Source organism: Stenotrophomonas sp. TWI1183 (assembly GCF_039673115.1).
GTDB lineage: Bacteria > Pseudomonadota > Gammaproteobacteria > Xanthomonadales > Xanthomonadaceae > Stenotrophomonas > Stenotrophomonas maltophilia_AA.
The window spans coordinates 69,442-87,802 of record NZ_JBDJKZ010000017.1 but is presented as its reverse complement, the minus strand read 5'-3'; the positions used below and the strand labels follow the sequence as shown (position 1 = coordinate 87,802).

The following is an 18,361-nucleotide window of genomic DNA, read 5'->3' as shown; positions in this document are numbered from 1 at the left end:
TCATTGACCCGGGTCGGTCCCGCCCGTGGGTGGCCACCATTTGATCGTGCCTGGTGCCGCCGGTGGGTCGGCACACGCCTTGATGCGTCACAGCGCCAGCAGTTCCCGCAGATCATCCACCACGGCAACCGCCTCGACGGTGTCCAGGTCCAGCCCACGCGGATACCCATACCGCACCAGCGCCACCGGCATGCCGGCATCCACCGCGGCGTGGTAATCGGTAATCGAATCGCCCACCATCAAGGCCGCCTCGACGGCCACGCCGAACTGCGCGGCGATATGCCGCAACGGCGCACCACTCGGCTTGCGCTCCGGCAAGGAATCCCCGCCCAGCACCAGCGCGAATGCGTCCTGCAGACCGAAGTGCTGCAGCAACGGCGCCACCAGCGCGGACGGCTTGTTGGTGCAGATCGCCAGCGTCACCGAACGTGCGCGCAAAGCGCCCAACGTTTCGCTCACACCATCGAACAGACGCGGGCTGCGCAACAGGCACGCTTCGTAGTGCCGCATGAAACCCGGCATCACCTTGTCCAGATCGATATCACTGCCGGCTGCGGTGAACGCCTGCTCGACCAGCCGCCGCACGCCATCCCCGATCCACGTCAACACCGTCGCCTCCGGCACGCGCGGCAACTGCCAGTCCTGCAGCGTGCGGTTGAGCGCTTCGGCGATATCGGCAGCGCTGTCCACCAGCGTGCCATCCAGATCGAACACCACCAACGGATACGGATAGGACAAGAGGACACTCACTTCAACGACGTGGGGAGGCCATTGTAAGGTCGCCCCTGCGCGTTCCAGCTCATGCGCCGTTGACGTCCGGCGCTCAGAGCGACGCCAGGAACCGTGGGCTGCTGAACCGCTCCACCAGGAAATCCAGGAAGCTGCGCATGATCGTCGGCAACTGCCGGCGAGACGCATACACCGCGTGGATGCCCAGCCCTTCAACCTCGTAATCCGGCAGCACTTCGATCAGTTCGCCACTGCGCAGCAACGGGGCGATCTGGTACGTGGGCAGCATCGCGATGCCGGCACCGGCGCGCACCGCTTCCAGCAGCAGCGACGCTTCATTGGCACTGATGTTGCCGCCCACCGCCACCGCGATCTTCCGTCCCCCGCGCTGCAGATGCCACACGCTCTTGCCGACGTAGTGATGGGTCAGGCAGTTGTGCACGGCCAAGCCGTCGGCCGTCGTCGGCGTGCCGCGCTCGGCCAAGTACGCCGGCGCCGCGCACAGCACCGAACGGCACGGCGCCAACGGCCGCGCGATCAGGCTCGGATCGATCGCGCGCGAGATGCGCACGGCGATATCCACGCGCTCTTCGACCAGGTTCACCACCCGATCGACGAGGAGCAGTTCCACCCGCGTCAGCGGATGCCGTTTGACGAACTCCGCCACCGCCGCAGCCAGATGGATCTGCCCGAACGAGACACTTGCGGTGACCCGCAGCAGCCCGTGCGGCTCGGGGTTGTCGGTAGCCAGCTCGCCGCGCAGCTCATCGCCGATCGCCAGCATCTGCCGGAAGCGCAGCAGCGCCGCCTCGCCCGGCCCGGTCAGGCTGATCCGGCGCGTGGTCCGGTGCAGCAACCGCGCGCCCAGCCAGCGCTCCACCTCGGCCAGGTAGCGCGTCACCATCGCCCGCGACATCTCCAGCGCCTCGGCCGCCGCCGTCAGGCTGCCGCGCTCGGCGACCTCGACGAACACGTTCATGGCGGTCATCCGGTCCATTTGATCGATCTGTGCAACAAATTAGGCCGTTATACGCGGTTTTTCGTTCGATTCCAGAGGCATACGCTGGCCTTCCTTCCTCAACGGACCTTCCCCATGAAAATCGCGCTTGTTGGTGCCACCGGCAACATCGGCCGTGAAATCGCCCGCCAGGCCCTCGCCCGCGGCCATCAGGTCACCGCCATCGTGCGCCGCGAGACCGACCTCCCGGCTGAACTGGACGGCGCCCAGCTGGCCGTGGCCGCGCTGGATGACACCGACGCGCTGGCCGCCGTGATCGCTGGCCATGACGTCCTGGCCAGCGCCTTCGGCCCGCGCCCGGGCGATGCCCCCACCACGGTGACCACCACCAGTGCCGCACTGGTCGCCGCTGCGCGCCAGGCCGGCGTGCCCCGCTTCATCATGGTCGGCGGCGCCGGCAGCCTCGAAGTTGCCCCCGGCGTGCAGTTGGTGGACACCGAGGGCTTCCCGGACGCCTACAAGCCGGTCGCCCTGGCCGCCCGCGAAACGCTGACGCAGCTGCGCGCCGTCGACGACCTCGACTGGACCTTCTACTCCCCCGCCGCCGAAATCGGCCCGGGCCCGCAGCGCGGCGGCTTCCGCACCCAGGCCAGGAATTTCCTGGTCGGCGATGACGGCCACAGCCGGATCAGCTACGCCGATTACGCCGACGCCTTCGTCAGCGAGATCGAAACCCCGCAGTACCTCCGCCAGATCGCCACCGTCGCGTACTGAGCCCTGCCCGCCCCGGCGTTCCCCGCCGGGGCCCTGGATGGAACCCACCGCATGTCCATGCTCTCCCGCGCCCCCCTCGCCCTCAGCCTGGCCCTGATCACCGGCCTCACCGCCCTCGCGCCGGCCAGCAGCCACGCCCGCCCGGCCGCGACCGCCCCGGCCCAGGCCGCTCCCCTCGCGGTGCGGCCCTATCATCCCGGCGACGACGCCCTGTTCGCGGTCTCGTCCACCCTGATCACCGGCCGCCACGACGCCATCCTCGTCGACGCCCAGTTCGCCGCCACCGATGCCGCGCAACTCGTCCAGCGCATCCGCGATTCCGGCAAACGGCTGACCACGATCTACATCAGCCACGGCGACCCCGACTACTACTTCGGCCTGGCCACCCTGCAGGACGCCTTCCCCGACGCCCGCATCCTCGCCACCCCCGCGACAGTCGCCCACATCAACGCCACCCAGGCCGCCAAACTCACGTACTGGGGCCCACAGATGGGCGCGGGCAAACCGACCCGCATCGTCATCCCCAAATCCATCGACGGCGACACCCTCACCCTCGAAGGCCAACCGATCAGGATCATCGGCCTCACCGGCCCCACCCCGGACCGCACCGTCCTGTGGATCCCCACCCTCCACACCGTCCTAGGCGGCATCCCGGTCGTCGCCGGCGAACACGTCTGGATGGCCGACACCCAGAGCGCCCCATCGCACGCGCACTGGCTGCAGACACTGGCAACCATCAAGGCACTGAAGCCCACCCGCGTCATCCCCGGCCATTACGCAGCAGGTGCCCCCCTCGACATCAGCGCAGTGGATTTCACCGCCGACTACATCCGCGCCTTCGACGAAGAAACCGCACGCAGCAACGACGCCAACGCACTGATCGCCGCAATGAAAAAGCGCTATCCAAACCTGGCTGGCGAGAGCTCATTGGAACTGAGCGCAAAAGTAGCCAAGGGCGAAATGCAGTGGCCGTAAAGACGCATCCGTAGAAACCAAACGTCATTCGCGAATTTCGAAACGCACGACGCATTTCCCCTCTGCGCACCGACCCAGTGTCGGAGGGACGACGCGGGTGGGGTATCGGGACCCGCCGCAAGTACGTCCATGTAGGCTCGTGTGCTGCCATCCATGGCAACACACGGTCCCGATACCCCACCCGCGTCGTCCCAAACCCTCACCCCCCGCACACCAACGCATCAGCCGTTGCCGTTGCCGTTGCCGTTGCCGTCACCGCAAACAGAAAAACCGTCAGCCATCACCAAGGTGATCAAACAACCCCGGCTGGCGCACCACCTCCCGCTCCCGGAATCCCCCCAACCCCACCCCCACCAACCGATACCGCGTCTCCAGCGGCAACTCCACCCGCGCCCGCAACCCCAACGCAATCTCCCGCAGCTCCTCCAACGAATCCGGCGGCGACTCCGGCGTAAAACTGCGCGTAATGATCCGGAACTGCGACGTCTTCAACTTCAACACCACCGTATGCCCCACCCGGTCCGTCTTCCGCGTCGCCTGCCAGGTCTTCTCCGCCAACTGCACGATCGCCGGCGCCAGATCCTCCAGCAACAGATCCTCCGCGAACGTATCCTCCGACGAAATCGACTGCACCGGCTGGTCCGGCTCCACCGGCCGCTCATCCAGGCCGCGCGCACGATTGAACAACCGTCCCCCGAACGTCCCGAACCGCGCCTCCAGTTCCTCCAGCGGCAGCGTACGCAGATCGCCCACCGTGGCCACGCCCAGCTCCGCCAGCTTCGCCGCCATCACCTTGCCCACGCCCGGCACACGGTTCACCGGCAGCGGCGTCAGGAACTGCTCGATACGATGCGGCGGCACCACGAACTGCCCATCCGGCTTGCGCCAATCCGATGCGATCTTGGCCAGGAACTTGTTCGGCGCGATCCCCGCCGAGGCCGTCAACTGCGTCTCCTCGCGGATCTGCGCACGGATGATCTGCGCGATCTCCGTCGCCACCGTCATCCCGCCCTTGTGTTCGGTCACATCCAGATACGCCTCATCCAGCGACAGCGGCTCCACCAAGTCCGTATGCCGCAGGAAAATCTCGCGCACCTGGCGTGAGACCGCCTTGTAGCGCACGAAATCCGGCGGCACGAACACCGCATCCGGACACAGCCGCTCCGCGCGCACCGCTGGCATCGCCGAACGCACCCCGAACACCCGTGCCTCGTAGGACGCCGCGCAGACGACCGAGCGCATTCCCCGCCACGCCACCACCACCGGCTTGCCCCGCAAGGAAGGGTCGTCACGCTGCTCCACGGACGCGTAAAACGCGTCCATGTCGACGTGAATGATCTTGCGGGGGCGGGACACGGGCGTCGGCACTCGGATTCAGATGAACAAGATTACAGCCACACGCCGCAGTATGGTTGTTGGATAACAACGACATGCGTTTTTGAACCTGAAAACACTACGGCGGCGTACGGTTAAAACGTTTGATTGAATCACTTTTTCTCATGCACTCTTGAGCACTTGCTTCATGCAAGAGCAGTCGACCTGTGGTCGGCTCACCCCGATGACAACTTCTTCAGGATTGCGTTTTCCATGACTCGTCTCAACGCGTTCTCGCGCGACCAGCTGCTGGCCAGCGCCCGCGGTGAACTGTTCGGCCCGGGCAGCGGCCGCCTGCCCAATGATCCGATGCTGATGTTCGATCGCATCACCGACATCCGCGAGGACGGCGGTCCCCATGGCAAAGGCATGGTACGCGCGGAACTGGATATCCGCCCTGACCTGTGGTTCTTCGACTGTCACTTCCTCGGCGACCCGGTCATGCCCGGTTGCCTCGGCCTGGATGCCATGTGGCAGCTGACCGGCTTCTTCCTGACCTGGATCGGTGCGCCTGGCCGTGGCCGCGCCCTGGGCTGCGGCGAAGTCAAATTCACCGGCCAGGTGCTGCCGAGCGCCAAGCGCGTCACCTACGAAATCGACATCTCGCGCGTCATCAACCGCAAGCTGGTGATGGCACAGTCCGATGCCCGCATGCTGGTCGACGGTCGCGAAATCTATTCTGCCAAGGACCTGCGTGTAGGTCTGTTCACTTCCACTGAGAACTTCTGATGCGTCGCGTCGTCATTACCGGAATGGGCATCACCTCGTGCCTGGGCAACGATCTGGACACCGTGTCCTCGGCACTGCGTGAAGGCCGCGCCGGCATCCGCCACCTGCCCGATCACGCCGAAGCCGGCCTGCGCAGCCACGTGGGCGGCAATATCGAGCTGGACCTGGACGCGCAGATCGACCGCAAGGTGAAGCGCTTCATGAGCGATGCCTCGGCCTACGCCTACATCGCCATGCGCGACGCCATCGCCGATGCCGGCCTGGATGAAGCACAGGTCGCCAATCCGCGTACCGGCCTGATCGCCGGCTCCGGCGGTGGCTCCAGCCAGTGGCAGGTGGAATCGGCCGACATCCTGCGTGCGCGTGGCGTGCGCAAGGTCGGCCCGTACATGGTGCCGCGCACGATGTGCTCCACCGTGTCGGCCTGCCTGGCCACCGCGTTCCAGATCAAAGGCCTGAGCTACTCGCTGTCGGCCGCCTGCGCCACCTCCGCGCATTGCATCGGCGCCGCCGCGGATCTGATCCGTCATGGCGCGCAGGACGTGATGTTCGCCGGTGGCGGTGAAGACCTGCACTGGTCGATGAGCGTGATGTTCGATGCAATGGGCGCGCTGTCGACCCGTTTCAACGAGACCCCGGCGTCGGCCTCGCGCCCGTACGACAAGGACCGCGACGGCTTCGTCATCGCCGGTGGCGGCGGCATGCTGGTGCTGGAAGACTACGACCACGCCGTGGCCCGTGGCGCGCGCATCTATGCCGAGCTGGTCGGCTACGGTGTCACCTCCGATGGTGCCGACATGGTCGCCCCGTCCGGTGAAGGCGCGGTGCGCTGCATGAACATGGCGATGGAGCACATCACCGCCCCGATCGACTACCTCAACACGCACGGCACCTCGACCCCGCTGGGCGACGTCACCGAGCTGAAGGCCGTCCGTGAAGTGTTCGGCGAGAGCATACCGCCGCTGTCCTCGACCAAGGCGCTGTCCGGCCATTCGCTGGGCGCGGCAAGCGTGCACGAAGCGATCTACTGCCTGCTGATGATGCGCGACGGCTTCATCGCCGGCTCCGCCAACATCGGCGAGCTGGATCCGCTGGTCGAAGGCTTCCCGATCGTGCAGCAGACCCAGCCGGCACAGCTGAACACCGTGATGTCCAACAGCTTCGGCTTTGGCGGCACGAATGCGGCGCTGGTGTTCAGCCGCATCTGAGCAGCGCCTGGATCCGCATGAAAAAGCCCGGCCATGTGCCGGGCTTTTTCGTGGTCCAGACGGGCGACGGCGTTCGTTACCGCGCGCCGGTCACCGGCAACAACGGCACCAGCAACTGCCGCGCATCCAGCAGCGAATCGACGATGCGATGCCCCAGCGCGCGCAGTTCCTCGTCCGGATGCACCAGGTCCGGCACCTGGATCGCGGTCATGCCCGCACCCACCGCCGCGCGGATGCCGGCCGGGGAATCCTCCAGCGCCAGGCAGCGCGCCGGGTCCTTGCCCAGCTTCTGCGCCGCCAGCAGATAGATGTCCGGGGCCGGCTTGGGATGCGACACGTCGCTGCTGGTCACCACCACCTCGAAGAACGGCAGCAGCCCGGCAGCGGCCAGCTTGCGCGAGGCACGCGGCTGCCGCGTCGAGGTCGCCACCGCACGCGGAATGCCGTGTTCGTGCAGCAGGTGCAGTATTTCCAGGATGCCCGGACGCAGCGGCAGACCCTGCTGCGTACGCGCCTCGTACAGCGCATGACAGCGTGCGAACAGTGCAGCGACCTGCCCGGCATCCACCGTCTGCAGCAGCAGGCGTTCGCAATCGCGATCGCCCAGGCCCACCATGCGCAGCCAGAACCCCTCCGGGAACGGCAGCGCCAGTTCCTGCGCCGCCTGCGACCAGCACGCGACCGAGACCCGCTCGCTGTCGATCATCAGGCCGTCCATGTCGAAGATGACGGCGTCGGGCAGGAACGGCAGCGCGGCGAAGGCGGTCATGGGACGTTGAACAGCGTCTCGAGATCGGCCGCATCCAGCATGCGCCACTCGCCTTCCGGCAGCCCGCCCAGCGACAGCCCGCCGATGCGGCTGCGGTGCAGTGCCTCGACGTGGTTGCCGACCGCCGCGAACATGCGGCGGGCCTGGTGGTAGCGGCCTTCATGCAGCACCAGCTGCGCCTGGCGCGGCCCGTTGACGTGCAGCTCGGCCGGCAGCAGCGGCTTGTCATCCGATTCCAGAAGCAGCGTGCCGCTGGCGAAGCGCGCGGTTTCATCGCCGCGCAGGTCCTCGGCCAAGGTGACCTCGTAGGCCTTGTCCAGGCGCGACTTCGGCGACACGATCCGGTGCAGCAGCGCGCCGTCGTCGGTCATCAGCAGCATCCCGCTGGTATCGCGGTCCAGCCGGCCCACCGAGGACAGCACCGGCGCGCGGTCGCGGTAGCGCGGCGGCAGCAGGTCGTAGATCAGCCGGCCCTTGTCCTTGGTCGAGCAGGTATAGCCGCGCGGCTTGTGCAGCAGCAGGGTCAGGCCCTGCGGCGGGTCCAGCGGCTCGCCCTCGACCCGGATCGCCTCATGCGCGACCGCATCGTCGGCGTACAGCACCTCGCCCTCGGCATCGGTGATCAGGCCGGCGCGGAACATCCCCTGCACCTGCTTTCGGCTGCCATAGCCGAGGTTGGCCAACAGCTTGACCAGCTTCATGCGCGGCCTCCGCGGCCCCACTTCGGCTCGGTGCTGCGCGGCGTCCGGACCGGTGTGGCGTTCTTGCTGGCCTTGGTCGCTTCGATCAGCTTGAAACCATCGCGCTCGGCGGCCACGCGGACCTGGCCGAAGCTCTCGTTGAGGATCTGCTCGTACGGCAGGTGGCGGTTGGCCACCAGCCACATCCGGCCGCCCGGGCGCAGCGCCTGCGCGGCCACGGCGATGAAGCGCTGGCCGATGTCGGGACGGTCGGCGCGGGACGGGGTGTGGAACGGCGGGTTGGTCACGATGAAGTCGTACTCGCCGTCGATCCCGGCGGTGACGTCCTGCCAGTGGTAGGCCAGCACCGCCGGCTTGCCGAGCGCGCCGAGGTTCTCGCGGGCCAGCGCCAGCGCGCGGCCTTCGGCCTCGTACAGGTCCAGCGCGGTCACGTTCGGGCAGCGCGCCAGCACTTCGGCGGACAGATAGCCGAAGCCGGCGCCCAGGTCGGCGCCACGGCCGGCCAGATCGGCCGGCAACTGCTCTACCAGCAGGGCCGAGGCCGGGTCGATGCGGTCCCAGGCGAAGATGCCCGGACGGCTCTGGAAGCGGCCGCCCAGGATCGCGCGCGGCGCGTCCAGCGACGCCCAGCGCTGCGCCAGCGCGGCGTCGTGCTGGCCGTTGAGCGGGGCGGTCCAGTAGGCGCGGCAGTGGTTCTTGGTCAGCTTGCCGCCCAGGCCGGCCAGCTGCTGCAGGTCGCCTTCGCCGGAGCGCGCCCCTTCGTTGTTGTGCTGGCAGGAAACCACGATGCCGCCCGGGGCGGCCAGGGCCAGCGCGCGGGCGAACAGGGCCTTGGCTTCCTCACGCTGGCGCGGCGGCAGCACCAGCACCACCGCGTAGCGGGTGGCATCGGTGGCCAGCTGCTGTTCGTCGCGCACCGTCCAGCCACTGGCTTCCAGCGCATCGGCGAATGGGCGGAAGCTCTGTTCGCAGACCAGCTGGGCCGGCTGGGCGTGCTCGCGCAGCGGGGCGCCATCGCGGGCGCGCAGGAACAGCACGGGGCCGGCGGGCCAGGACAGCACGCCACTGGCGAACGGCAGGAACAGGGTTTCCAGGGGAGCGTCGTGCTGGGCAGCCATGCGGGGGGCACATCTTGAAAGAGGCCGCCATTCTACCGGTTCGCTCCGCCCCACCCGGATTTGCGTTTATTCAACGTCCTGTTGATGCCCTGACAACATCCAAACCGGCAGGGTGGAGCCTCACTTCCCGTGGAGATGGCTCATGCGTGCATTGTTCGTCGGTGGCGTAGTCGACAACAGCGAGATGGACATGGAGGGCAGCCAACCACCGGTGCATTACCCCGAAGACACCGGCGGCGGCCATTCGCGCTACCGGCTCCATCAGGTCGGCAAAACGGCCGACGGCAGCGTGGCCTATGCGGTCTATGGCGCCCCGGACCTGGCCGATGAAGAAGTGGCCAGGATCGCCGATGAGCGGGCCTACGCGCGCCGTTTCGAGGCCGAACCCAGCGAATTCATCCACTGAGCCCGTCTCTGGCGGCGCGCCTGCCCACCGCGATCACTCGCGGTAGGGCAGCTGCCGGATGGCCTTGATCTGGTCCAGCCACACCACGTGCTGCTGCACCGGGGTGTCCAGATCGTCCAGCCGCAGCTGGCCATTGCTGCCTTCGTTCTCCTCGGCGTCGCGGTACTGCTGCAGCGTCGGCTGCACGGCCACGGTACCGAGCAGGCGGCTGCCATCGTCAAGCGTGAGTTCGACCTGGGTCTGGCCATGCAGCTGCGGCAGCAGCGCTTCCAGGGCCGCGATGGCGGCCGGATCGGTGTGGATGCGGGGGGCGTAACGGGACATGGCAACTCCTGTGGCGTACGCCTCAGTGTGCCCGTGGCGGCGTCAACACACCGCCAACGGCGGACGCTCAGCGCCCGCCAAGCACGCCGCGCACAGCGGCGACCAGCTGGGCCACCGAATACGGCTTGGCCACATGTTCCTGGAAGCCCGAGGCGAGCGCGCGCTTGCGATCGTCGGCACGCGCCAGCGCGGTCACCGCCACGGCGGGCAGCGCATCGGGTTCGACCCCCATGTTGTCGCGCAGCGTGCGGACCAGCCCGTAGCCATCCATGCCCGGCATGCCGATATCGGTCAGCAACGCGTCGATGCCCGCATGCCCGTTCTCGTTGAGCAGCGCCAGCGCTTCCCCGGCCGAGGAGGCCGTGGTGACCGAGGCACCCTGTTCCTCCAGCAGCCGCCGCAGATACTCCAGCACTTCGGGCTGGTCTTCCACGGCCAGCAGGTGCAGACCCTTGAGCGGATACGGTTCAATGATCTGCTCGGTGATCGGGCCACTGAACACTTCGCGCAGCGGGCGGCCGTCGGCCTGCGGCTGATAGCGCGGCAGGCGCACGTTGAAGCTCGCCCCCTGCCCGTGGCCCTCGCTGCTGGCCGCGACCACGCCGCCATGCAGTTCGACCAGCTGCTGCACGATCGCCAGCCCCAGCCCCAGGCCGCCGTGGCGGCGCGTGGTGGTGCCGTCGGCCTGGCGGAAGCGGCTGAACAGATGGCGCAGGAATTCCGGTGCGATACCGTCGCCGGAATCGGTCACGGTGATCGACCACTGCCCGCCGTCGGCCGCCAGGGTCAGGATCACGCGCCCTTCGGCGGGGGTGAATTTGATCGCGTTGGAAAGCAGGTTCCACAGCACCTGCTGCAGGCGCGTGGCATCGCCGAGCACCAGACAGGGCTCGTCGGGCATCACCAGTTCCATCGACAGCGCTTTGCCTTCGGCGACCAGCTCCTGCGCGCGCATCGCTTCTTCCAGCTGCGCACGCAGATCCAGCATCTCCACTTCCAGCTGGACCTTGCCCAGCAGCATGCTGCTGAGGTCCAGCATGTCCGAGATCAGGCGTTTCTGCGCCATCGCACTGTTGGCGATCACGCCCAGTCCCTTGTACATCGGGCTGGTGTTGTCGATGCGCTGCAGCAGCAGTTCGCTCCAGCCCAGGATGGTGGTCAGCGGGGTGCGCAGCTCGTGCGACAGCGTGGCCAGGAACTCATCCTTCAAGCGCGCCATGTTTTCGGCAGCGCTGCGTGCGGCACGCTCGGACTGCAGCAGTTCCTCGCGCGCCATTTCGATCTCGCGGCGCTCGGTCACGTCCGGACTGCTGCCGGCCAGGCCGATGAAACGGCCCATCCGCGAGAAGCGCGGACGCGCGTTCATCTCCAGCCAGCGCCACTGGCCGTCGGCGCGGCGGCCGCGGACCAGCGCATGCATGGAGCGCTGCGACTTCAGCGCTTCCTGCAGTTCGTAATCGAACACCGAGGCATCATCGGGATGCACCAGCCCACGCCAGACATCATCCGGCACGCGCTGCTCGTCGCCACCGAAGAACTCACTGAAGGCGCTGTTGACGAAGCGCGAATGGCCGCGCTCATCCAGCACCCAGACCGGCATCGGCAGGCCATCGGCCAGCGCACTGAAGCGCGCCTCGCTTTCGGCCAGCTCCACTTCGATGTGCTTGCGGTTGGTGATGTCGAAGAACACCACGGCCACCAGATGCTCGCCGGGCTCGCCCACGCTGACCGCCTCGACCGAGTACCACCGGTTCAAGGCGCGCGCTTCCATCTCGAACTGCCTGGCCTGGCCGCTCAGTGCCACCTCGCCATAGACACGGTACCAATCCTGCTCATGCCCGGGCTGCAGGCTGCTCATCCGCTGGCCACAGGCATTGTCGAGCCCGGTATTGCGCGAAAACGCCTCGTTGACCTCGACGAACCGGTAATCCACGCCAACACCCGCATCATCAAAGATCATTTCGATGATGCAGAACCCCGCATTCAGGCGTTCAAGTACCGTGCGATACAGGGCCGGATCCGGCGATGAAGCCAGGAAAGAGGCGCGTTCCAACGTCGAAGTGGGCAGGCTGGGCAAGGGCTTCAATGAGGCAACTGGCGAAACAGAGGAGGACAGGATCGGCCAACGCGCGTATTCGCAGCGTCAAGCGCCGAGGGTCGGGGGGCGGGCCTGGGTGAATTGGCGCCAACCGCAGAGGCGGAGCATACACGCCTGCATTGTGGGCCACCCGGATCGGGATCACACTGGGCACCAGATCCCCCTTGTGATCGCGACCCAGGAGTTGTCATGAACCGCACATCCCTGATCGCCGGCGCCCTGGCTGGCCTGCTGCTCGTCGGCAGTGCCTCCGCCGCCCCGCGTACCGTGACCGACCCGCAGGCCCCGCGCGCGCTCCAGGCCGATGGCCCGGTCCAGGTGACCTGGACCGACCCGGCGCAGTTCACCGAGATCCGCCAGAGCAACAACCGCTTCGAAGCCGAACGCGGCGACTGGGTGCAGCAGCTGGCCAAGTACGTCCAGACCACCGCCGGCAAGGAGCTGCAGCCTGGCCAGACGCTGGACGTGACGTTTACCGACATCAAACGCGCCGGCGATTACGAGCCGTGGCACGGCCCGCGCTCCAACGACATCCGGGTGATGCGCGACATCTATCCGCCGCGCGTGTCGCTGACCTACACCCTCAAGGATGCGCAGGGCCAGGTGATCGGCGAAGGGGAGCGCAAGCTGCAGGACACCGGCTACCTGCACAACATCGGCCGGCAGAGCGACACCGATCCGCTGCGCTACGAGAAGCGCCTGCTGGATGACTGGATCCGGCGCGAGCTGCGCAACCAGGCCACCGCCAGCACCTGAGCCCTCGCTCAGCCGCCCAGGTACTCGCGCACGACCCGCTTCACGCCGCACGGCAGCTGGTAGGCACTGACGCCGCACAGCGGTGCCAGCGCCTCGATGCGCGGGGCATCGCCCCACAGCGTCACCGTACTGCCGATACCCGCCTGCGGCAGGTGGGTGAGGTCGACGGTGAGCATGTCCATCGAGACCCGACCGATCACGATGCCGGGCTGGTCATCGATGCGCACGGGCGTGCCGTTCGGCGCGAACTGCGGGTAGCCATCGGCATAGCCGAGGGCGACCACGCCGACCCGGGTCGGCCGCTGCGCGACGAACCGCGCGCCGTAGCCGACCGGCTCGCCCACCGCGATATCGCGCACCGCGAAGATTTTCGAGCGCATGGTCATGGCCGGGCGCAGGCGCTGGGTCAGCGCGGTATGCGCGGGCATCGGGTTGATCCCGTACAGCATCAGGCCCGGACGGACCCAGTCGCTGCGCACGTCCGGCCAGCCCAGCAGCGCCGGCGAATTGCACAGGCTGGTCTGCCCGTCCAGTCCCTCGATGGCGGCCGCGAACACATCGGCCTGCTCGCGGGTGCGCGGGCTGTCCAGTTCGTCGGCACGCGCCATGTGGGTCATCAGCACCATCGGCCCGACATGCGCCAGCGTGCTCAGCGTGGCATGCGCGGCGCGGAACTCGTCCGGCCACAGGCCCAGGCGGTGCATGCCGCTGTCCAGCTTCAACCACACGGTGAGCGTGGCGGTGGTCTGGAACGCGGCGACCGCCTCGACCTGCCACGGCGCGCCGACCGCGAACCACAGATCGTGTTCGACGATCAACGGCAGCTCATCGGCGTCGAAAATGCCTTCCAGCAGCAGGATCGGACCGGTGATGCCGGCCGCCCGCAGTTCCAGCGCTTCCTCGATGCAGGCCACGCCGAACGCATCGGCCTCGGCCTGCAGCGCGCGGGCGCAGCGCACCGCACCGTGGCCGTAGGCATCGGCCTTCATCACCGCTACGGCCTTGCCGCCCCCCAGTTCGCGTGCCAGCCGGTAATTGCTGCGCAGCGCCTCCAGATCAATCAACGCACGGGCTGGGCGCATGAACTCGACTCACGGTGACGGACGGACGCGGCATGGTGGGTGTAACGGAAGATATCCAGGCCTTCGGTGCTGATCTGCGGCTGGCGGGCATCCATCAGGTCGGCCAGGTAGCGGCCGGAGCCGCACGCCATGGTCCAGCCCAGGGTGCCGTGGCCGGTATTGAGGAACAGGTTGCGGTACGGCGTGGCGCCGACCACGGGCGTGCCATCCGGCGTGGCCGGGCGCAGGCCGGTCCAGAACTCGGCGCGCGACAGATCGCCGCCGTGCGGGTACAGATCGCGCACGACCTTCTCGAGCGTGGCGCGGCGGTGCGGCGAGAGGGACAGGTCGAACCCGCCCACTTCAGCCATGCCCCCCACGCGGATGCGGTCGTCGAAGCGGGTCACGGCCACCTTGTAGCTTTCGTCCAGGATGGTCGAGGTCGGGGCCATCGCCGGGTCGGTGATCGGCAGCGTCAGCGAGTACCCCTTGAGCGGATACACCGGCAGCTGCATGCCCAGCGGCGCGACCAGCGACGGCGAATAGCTGCCCAGCGCGACCACGTAGTGATCGGCGGTTTCCAGCTTGCCGTCGATGCGCACACCGGTGATGCGGTCGCCGTCGCTCTGCAGGCCGGCGATGTCCTGGTCGAAGCGGAATTCGACCCCGGCATCGACACACATCTGCGCCAGGCGGCGGGTGAACAGCTGGCAGTCGCCGGTCTGGTCGCGCGGCAGGCGCAGCGCGCCGACGAGCGTGTCGGCCACGCCGGCCAGCGCCGGTTCGTGGGCGATGATGCCGTCGCGGTCGAGCACCTGATAGGGCACGCCGTACTGCGCCAGCACCTCGATGTCCTGCGCGGAGGCATCCAGCTGCTGCTGGGTACGGAACAGCTGGGTGGTGCCCAGGTCGCGGCCTTCGAACTCGATGCCGGTCTCGCGGCGGAGTTCGTTGAGGCAGTCGCGGCTGTACTCGGACATGCGCACCATGCGCGCCTTGTTGATCGCGTAGCGCTCGTGCGTGCAGTTGCGCAGCATCTGCGCCAGCCAGCGGTACTGGTGCCAGTCCAGGCCCGGGCGGATCGCCAGCGGCGCGTGTTCGGAGAACAGCCACTTGACCGCCTTGAGCGGCACGCCCGGCGCCGCCCACGGCGAGGTATAGCCGAACGACAGCTGGCCTGCGTTGGCGAAACTGGTTTCCAGCGCCGGACCGGGCTGGCGGTCGACGACCGTGACTTCAAACCCGGCCTGCCGCAGGTACCAGGCACTGGTCGTGCCGATCACACCGCTGCCAAGGACTAGAACGCGCATGACACCTCTCCAACCCGATCATTCCCTGCGCAGGAGCACGCCGGGACCATAATTGAGGAAGTATAGTCAGCCACAACCAAGCAATTCGCCTGTTTTTAGAGCCTGAGGCAGGGTATTGTCCTGCCAACAACCTTGAGAGGCTGACGCCGATGGCCGCGCGTGCCCGCGAACTGGACAAGATCGACCGCAAGATCCTGCGCATCCTGCAGGACGAGGGCCGGATTTCCTTCACCGAGCTGGGCGAGCGCGTCGGCCTGTCGACCACGCCCTGCACCGAGCGCGTCCGTCGGCTCGAGCGCGACGGCGCGATCACCGGTTACTACGCCAAGCTCGATCCGCACTACCTCAAGGCCAGCCTGCTGGTGTTCGTGGAGATCAGCCTGGCCTACAAGTCCGGCGACATCTTCGAAGAGTTCCGGCGGGCGGCGTTGAAGCTGCCCAACGTGCTGGAATGCCATCTGGTCTCGGGCGACTTCGATTACCTGCTCAAGGCCCGCATCAGCGAGATGGCGTCGTACCGCAAGCTGCTCGGCAGCACGCTGCTGACCCTGCCGCATGTGCGTGAATCCAAGAGCTACATCGTCATGGAAGAGGTCAAGGAAACCCTGACCCTGCCGATCCCGGATTGAGCGCGGGCCGGTTCAAAGCAGAAAGGCGGCGCGCATGTGCGCACCGCCTTCGTTCATTGCGTCAAGCGCATCAGCGCTGCTGTTTCTGGTCCTGATGCTTCTGGTCCTGCTGCTTGCCGCCCTTCTGATTCTGCTGGTCCCACTGCTGCTGGTTCTGCTGGCCGGGCTTCTGGTTCTGCTGCTGACTGCCCTGCTGCTCCTGCGGCGCCTTGCCGGGACTGCGGTTCTGCTGGTTAGCCATGATTGCACTCTTCTCGAAAAACCTCGGGGATGCGCTGTGTTGCGGCGCGGGGACAGGGTCTCGCCGATCCGGTTAATCACAGGCGAAAAATCGGTGAGGCACTCCGTTGACGGCGATGACTGCGGGAACAGCGATGTAAACCATTCATCTTGCTCGCAGGCCATGGCCCCCGATTACGGCTTGATCTGCTGGCCGTCGCCGCTGGGGATGGAGTCGTAGTAGCGGCCGGTGCGGGTATCGAGCACACGATTGGGGCTCACCTGGCGGGCCCCGGGAATGATCCGGCCGTGACGGTCGTAGACCTTGCCCTGTACCGCGGGCCCCTGCATCGGCGCGGGCTGCGAAGGGCCTTTGCTCTGGATCGGATGCGTGCGCAGCTGCTGCTGGGTCTGCGCGGACGACCTCACCGGCGCCATCTGCCCGGACAGGCTGTCGACCGGCGCCGGCTGGACGGGGGTGGGCAGCGGCGTGGGCGTCGGCTGCGGCGCGACCACCGGCCGCGTCGCCGTGGGCTTGGGCGGCGGGCCGATCTGCGCGGCCGCGGTCAACGGCAGCAGAACCAGCAGGGCAGCGGCGAGGCGGCTTGGGCGGTACATGGCGGTCTCCCGGCGGCGGTTCAGGTCTTCACCATGCACCTGCACGGGTATCAGCACCATGAACGCCCTGGCTTGTACCTCCAGAGGCAACAGCTCAATCTACGTACCACATCAATAGGGAATGTTTATGACAGCTTTCGACCTTTCCCCGCCCACCGACGCCCAGCGCCAGGCCCTGGTGGCCGGGCTCAGCGCCGATGAGCAGCGCGTGCTGCTGCACCATGGCACCGAGGCGCCGTTCTGCGGGGTGTTCCTGGACAACAAGCAGGACGGGGTCTACGGCTGCCGTTTGTGCGGCCTGCCGCTGTTCCGCTCCAGCACCAAGTTCGACTCCGGCACTGGCTGGCCGAGCTTCTTCGCGCCCTTCGACCCGGCCCATGTCCGTGAGATCCGCGACGCCAGCCATGGCATGGTCCGCACCGAAATCGTCTGCGCGCGATGTGACAGCCATCTCGGCCATGTGTTCCCCGATGGCCCGCCGCCGACCCACGAGCGCCACTGCCTGAATTCGGTCTCGCTGTCGTTCACGCCCAACGGGCAGGCCTATCCGGATCCCCTGCAGCGCGGTGGTGCCGAAGCCGGCGCGGCGGCCTAGGCACGACCGGTCGGCCCGCACGCCTGAGGCCTGCCTGTGGCTTGGCCCGCACGTGCCAGCTCAAAAGTGTGACATTGGTCGAACGCTCCCCTTCAGAAATGGTGTGAAGGGGCCGACATGGAGGTATCCCCTTCCCGCGTCGGCCCCATGCTCATCATCGTTGGACTTCTCGTCGTCATCCTCAGCGTGCTCGGCGGTTATGTGGGCGCGCACGGCAAACTCGGCGCGCTGTGGCAGCCCTATGAACTGGTGATCATCGGCGGTGCCGCGCTGGGCGCGTTCCTGGTCGGCACCCCGGTCAAAACCGTGAAGCAGACCCTGCAGGCCACCGTCGGCGTGTTCAAGGGCCCGCGCTACAAGCAGCAGGACTACATCGACGTCCTCAGCCTGCTCTACGAACTGCTCAACAAGGCCCGCCGCGAAGGCTTCATGGCGCTGGAAGACCATGTCGAGCGCCCGGCCGACAGCAGCATCTTCGCCAACTACCCCAAGGTGCAGGCCGACCATCACCTGGTCGACTTCATCACCGACTGCCTGCGCCTGATGATCGGCAGCAACATCGAGCCGCATGAGCTGGAGCCGCTGCTGGAGCTGGAGCTGGAGAAGCATCACGGCGAGGCGATGCAGCCGGCCGCGGTGCTCAACAAGGTCGCCGACGGCCTGCCGGGCTTCGGCATCGTCGCTGCGGTGCTCGGCATCGTGATCACCATGGGCTCGATCGGCGGCGAGATCACCGAAGTCGGCGCGCACGTCGCCGGCGCACTGGTCGGCACCTTCCTGGGCATCCTGCTGGCCTACGGCTTCGTCGGCCCGCTGGCCTCGGCCGTGGAAGCCCGCGCCGAACAGGACGCGCGCATCTACGAATCGGTGAAGACCGCCCTGCTGGCCTGCCTGCGCGGCTACAACCCGAAGATCGCCCTCGAATTCGCCCGCAAGACCCTGCCGTCCAACGTGCGCCCGGGCTTCAGCGCGTTCGAACAGCACCTCAAGACGGTCAAGTAAGGCAGCGC

21 protein-coding genes are annotated in these 18,361 nt (G+C 67.4%); 9 read left to right on the top strand and 12 right to left on the bottom strand.

Annotated elements, in window-relative coordinates; genetic code table 11:
* Positions 1-87: 87 nt before the first annotated feature.
* On the bottom strand, positions 88-738 hold the full coding sequence (gene gph, locus ABE434_RS14965; protein ID WP_346479386.1) for a phosphoglycolate phosphatase: 651 nt from the start codon (positions 736-738) through the stop codon (positions 88-90).
* 85 nt (positions 739-823) lie between these two features.
* A complete protein-coding gene (locus ABE434_RS14960; RefSeq protein WP_346479385.1) occupies positions 824-1,726 on the bottom strand; it encodes a LysR family transcriptional regulator in 903 nt (300 codons plus the stop codon).
* Between the two features lie 96 nt (positions 1,727-1,822).
* Between ABE434_RS14960 and ABE434_RS14955 the strand changes: the two genes are divergently transcribed.
* Positions 1,823-2,461 carry an NAD(P)H-binding protein gene (locus tag ABE434_RS14955; RefSeq protein ID WP_346479384.1) on the top strand — a complete coding sequence of 213 codons (639 nt, stop codon included), beginning with the start codon at positions 1,823-1,825 and terminating at the stop codon, positions 2,459-2,461.
* A gap of 51 nt (positions 2,462-2,512) precedes the next feature.
* Positions 2,513-3,436, top strand: coding sequence for an MBL fold metallo-hydrolase (locus tag ABE434_RS14950; protein WP_346479383.1), 924 nt, complete (start codon positions 2,513-2,515; stop codon positions 3,434-3,436).
* Positions 3,437-3,709: 273 nt separating this feature from the next.
* Here ABE434_RS14950 and dinB read toward each other — a convergent pair whose 3' ends face one another.
* A complete protein-coding gene (dinB, locus tag ABE434_RS14945) occupies positions 3,710-4,792 on the bottom strand; it encodes a DNA polymerase IV (RefSeq protein WP_346479382.1) in 1,083 nt (360 codons plus the stop codon).
* A 231-nt stretch (positions 4,793-5,023) separates the two neighbouring features.
* Between dinB and fabA the strand changes: the two genes are divergently transcribed.
* Together fabA and fabB are read left to right on the top strand one after the other, a co-directional pair.
* A complete protein-coding gene (gene fabA, locus ABE434_RS14940; RefSeq protein WP_070471641.1) occupies positions 5,024-5,539 on the top strand; it encodes a 3-hydroxyacyl-[acyl-carrier-protein] dehydratase FabA in 516 nt (171 codons plus the stop codon).
* Positions 5,539-6,747 carry a beta-ketoacyl-ACP synthase I gene (fabB, locus tag ABE434_RS14935; protein WP_176990647.1) on the top strand — a complete coding sequence of 403 codons (1,209 nt, stop codon included), beginning with the start codon at positions 5,539-5,541 and terminating at the stop codon, positions 6,745-6,747. Before fabA ends, fabB begins: the two co-directional genes overlap by 1 nt.
* Positions 6,748-6,823: 76 nt before the next feature.
* On the opposite strand, the gene ABE434_RS14930 is transcribed toward fabB, so the two are convergent.
* From ABE434_RS14930 to ABE434_RS14920, 3 genes are read right to left on the bottom strand one after another with little or no spacing between them, the layout of a single operon-like run.
* Positions 6,824-7,516: an HAD family phosphatase gene (locus ABE434_RS14930; protein ID WP_346479381.1), complete on the bottom strand. Its 693-nt coding sequence runs from the start codon at positions 7,514-7,516 to the stop codon at positions 6,824-6,826.
* Positions 7,513-8,217 (bottom strand): pseudouridine synthase, encoded by a 705-nt coding sequence (locus ABE434_RS14925; RefSeq protein WP_176990645.1) that lies wholly within the window; start codon positions 8,215-8,217, stop codon positions 7,513-7,515. Before ABE434_RS14925 ends, ABE434_RS14930 begins: the two co-directional genes overlap by 4 nt.
* The gene (locus ABE434_RS14920; protein WP_346479380.1) at positions 8,214-9,335 is read right to left on the bottom strand and encodes a class I SAM-dependent methyltransferase; all 1,122 of its coding nucleotides are present in this window, start codon (positions 9,333-9,335) and stop codon (positions 8,214-8,216) included. The genes ABE434_RS14925 and ABE434_RS14920 overlap by 4 nt, the downstream gene beginning before the upstream one ends.
* Before the next feature lie 142 nt (positions 9,336-9,477).
* Between ABE434_RS14920 and ABE434_RS14915 the strand changes: the two genes are divergently transcribed.
* Positions 9,478-9,741 (top strand): hypothetical protein, encoded by a 264-nt coding sequence (locus tag ABE434_RS14915; RefSeq protein WP_123731285.1) that lies wholly within the window; start codon positions 9,478-9,480, stop codon positions 9,739-9,741.
* A 33-nt stretch (positions 9,742-9,774) separates the two neighbouring features.
* On the opposite strand, the gene ABE434_RS14910 is transcribed toward ABE434_RS14915, so the two are convergent.
* The gene (locus ABE434_RS14910; protein WP_176990643.1) at positions 9,775-10,065 is read right to left on the bottom strand and encodes a DUF3247 family protein; all 291 of its coding nucleotides are present in this window, start codon (positions 10,063-10,065) and stop codon (positions 9,775-9,777) included.
* Between the two features lie 67 nt (positions 10,066-10,132).
* On the bottom strand, positions 10,133-12,118 hold the full coding sequence (locus tag ABE434_RS14905) for an ATP-binding protein (RefSeq protein ID WP_346479387.1): 1,986 nt from the start codon (positions 12,116-12,118) through the stop codon (positions 10,133-10,135).
* Between the two features lie 234 nt (positions 12,119-12,352).
* Between ABE434_RS14905 and ABE434_RS14900 the strand changes: the two genes are divergently transcribed.
* Positions 12,353-12,919 (top strand): DUF3016 domain-containing protein, encoded by a 567-nt coding sequence (locus tag ABE434_RS14900; RefSeq protein ID WP_176990642.1) that lies wholly within the window; start codon positions 12,353-12,355, stop codon positions 12,917-12,919.
* 8 nt (positions 12,920-12,927) lie between these two features.
* Here the strand turns inward: ABE434_RS14900 and alr are convergent, their stop codons facing one another.
* Positions 12,928-14,001: an alanine racemase gene (gene alr, locus ABE434_RS14895; protein WP_346479379.1), complete on the bottom strand. Its 1,074-nt coding sequence runs from the start codon at positions 13,999-14,001 to the stop codon at positions 12,928-12,930.
* Positions 13,980-15,290, bottom strand: coding sequence for a D-amino acid dehydrogenase (locus ABE434_RS14890; protein WP_346479378.1), 1,311 nt, complete (start codon positions 15,288-15,290; stop codon positions 13,980-13,982). The genes alr and ABE434_RS14890 overlap by 22 nt, the downstream gene beginning before the upstream one ends.
* 149 nt (positions 15,291-15,439) lie before the next feature.
* Between ABE434_RS14890 and ABE434_RS14885 the strand changes: the two genes are divergently transcribed.
* Positions 15,440-15,919, top strand: a complete 480-nt coding sequence (locus ABE434_RS14885; protein ID WP_019185754.1) for an Lrp/AsnC ligand binding domain-containing protein — start codon at positions 15,440-15,442, stop codon at positions 15,917-15,919.
* A 70-nt stretch (positions 15,920-15,989) separates the two neighbouring features.
* Here the strand turns inward: ABE434_RS14885 and ABE434_RS14880 are convergent, their stop codons facing one another.
* Complete coding sequence (locus ABE434_RS14880; protein WP_176990639.1) at positions 15,990-16,160, bottom strand: lana protein; 171 nt, start codon at positions 16,158-16,160, stop codon at positions 15,990-15,992.
* Between the two features lie 173 nt (positions 16,161-16,333).
* Entirely contained in the window at positions 16,334-16,756 is a 423-nt protein-coding gene (locus ABE434_RS14875) for a classical arabinogalactan protein 4 (RefSeq protein ID WP_346479377.1), read from the bottom strand.
* 127 nt (positions 16,757-16,883) lie between these two features.
* Between ABE434_RS14875 and msrB the strand changes: the two genes are divergently transcribed.
* Together msrB and motA are read left to right on the top strand one after the other, a co-directional pair.
* A complete protein-coding gene (gene msrB, locus ABE434_RS14870) occupies positions 16,884-17,351 on the top strand; it encodes a peptide-methionine (R)-S-oxide reductase MsrB (protein ID WP_176990638.1) in 468 nt (155 codons plus the stop codon).
* A gap of 147 nt (positions 17,352-17,498) precedes the next feature.
* Positions 17,499-18,353 (top strand): flagellar motor stator protein MotA, encoded by an 855-nt coding sequence (gene motA, locus ABE434_RS14865; RefSeq protein WP_346479376.1) that lies wholly within the window; start codon positions 17,499-17,501, stop codon positions 18,351-18,353.
* The last annotated feature ends 8 nt before the right edge of the window (positions 18,354-18,361 follow it).

Bases quoted from the DNA above. Each gene is read 5' to 3' on its own strand.
- ABE434_RS14960 (WP_346479385.1), bottom strand. From the start codon at position 1,726: ATGGACCGGATGACCGCCATGAACGTGTTCGTCGAGGTCGCCGAGCGC.
- ABE434_RS14955 (WP_346479384.1), top strand. From the start codon at position 1,823: ATGAAAATCGCGCTTGTTGGTGCCACCGGCAACATCGGCCGTGAAATC.
- ABE434_RS14950 (WP_346479383.1), top strand. From the start codon at position 2,513: ATGTCCATGCTCTCCCGCGCCCCCCTCGCCCTCAGCCTGGCCCTGATC.
- fabA (WP_070471641.1), top strand. From the start codon at position 5,024: ATGACTCGTCTCAACGCGTTCTCGCGCGACCAGCTGCTGGCCAGCGCC.
- fabB (WP_176990647.1), top strand. From the start codon at position 5,539: ATGCGTCGCGTCGTCATTACCGGAATGGGCATCACCTCGTGCCTGGGC.
- ABE434_RS14930 (WP_346479381.1), bottom strand. From the start codon at position 7,516: ATGACCGCCTTCGCCGCGCTGCCGTTCCTGCCCGACGCCGTCATCTTC.
- ABE434_RS14925 (WP_176990645.1), bottom strand. From the start codon at position 8,217: ATGAAGCTGGTCAAGCTGTTGGCCAACCTCGGCTATGGCAGCCGAAAG.
- ABE434_RS14920 (WP_346479380.1), bottom strand. From the start codon at position 9,335: ATGGCTGCCCAGCACGACGCTCCCCTGGAAACCCTGTTCCTGCCGTTC.
- ABE434_RS14915 (WP_123731285.1), top strand. From the start codon at position 9,478: ATGCGTGCATTGTTCGTCGGTGGCGTAGTCGACAACAGCGAGATGGAC.
- ABE434_RS14910 (WP_176990643.1), bottom strand. From the start codon at position 10,065: ATGTCCCGTTACGCCCCCCGCATCCACACCGATCCGGCCGCCATCGCG.
- ABE434_RS14900 (WP_176990642.1), top strand. From the start codon at position 12,353: ATGAACCGCACATCCCTGATCGCCGGCGCCCTGGCTGGCCTGCTGCTC.
- alr (WP_346479379.1), bottom strand. From the start codon at position 14,001: ATGCGCCCAGCCCGTGCGTTGATTGATCTGGAGGCGCTGCGCAGCAAT.
- ABE434_RS14890 (WP_346479378.1), bottom strand. From the start codon at position 15,290: ATGCGCGTTCTAGTCCTTGGCAGCGGTGTGATCGGCACGACCAGTGCC.
- ABE434_RS14885 (WP_019185754.1), top strand. From the start codon at position 15,440: ATGGCCGCGCGTGCCCGCGAACTGGACAAGATCGACCGCAAGATCCTG.
- ABE434_RS14880 (WP_176990639.1), bottom strand. From the start codon at position 16,160: ATGGCTAACCAGCAGAACCGCAGTCCCGGCAAGGCGCCGCAGGAGCAG.
- ABE434_RS14875 (WP_346479377.1), bottom strand. From the start codon at position 16,756: ATGTACCGCCCAAGCCGCCTCGCCGCTGCCCTGCTGGTTCTGCTGCCG.
- msrB (WP_176990638.1), top strand. From the start codon at position 16,884: ATGACAGCTTTCGACCTTTCCCCGCCCACCGACGCCCAGCGCCAGGCC.
- motA (WP_346479376.1), top strand. From the start codon at position 17,499: ATGCTCATCATCGTTGGACTTCTCGTCGTCATCCTCAGCGTGCTCGGC.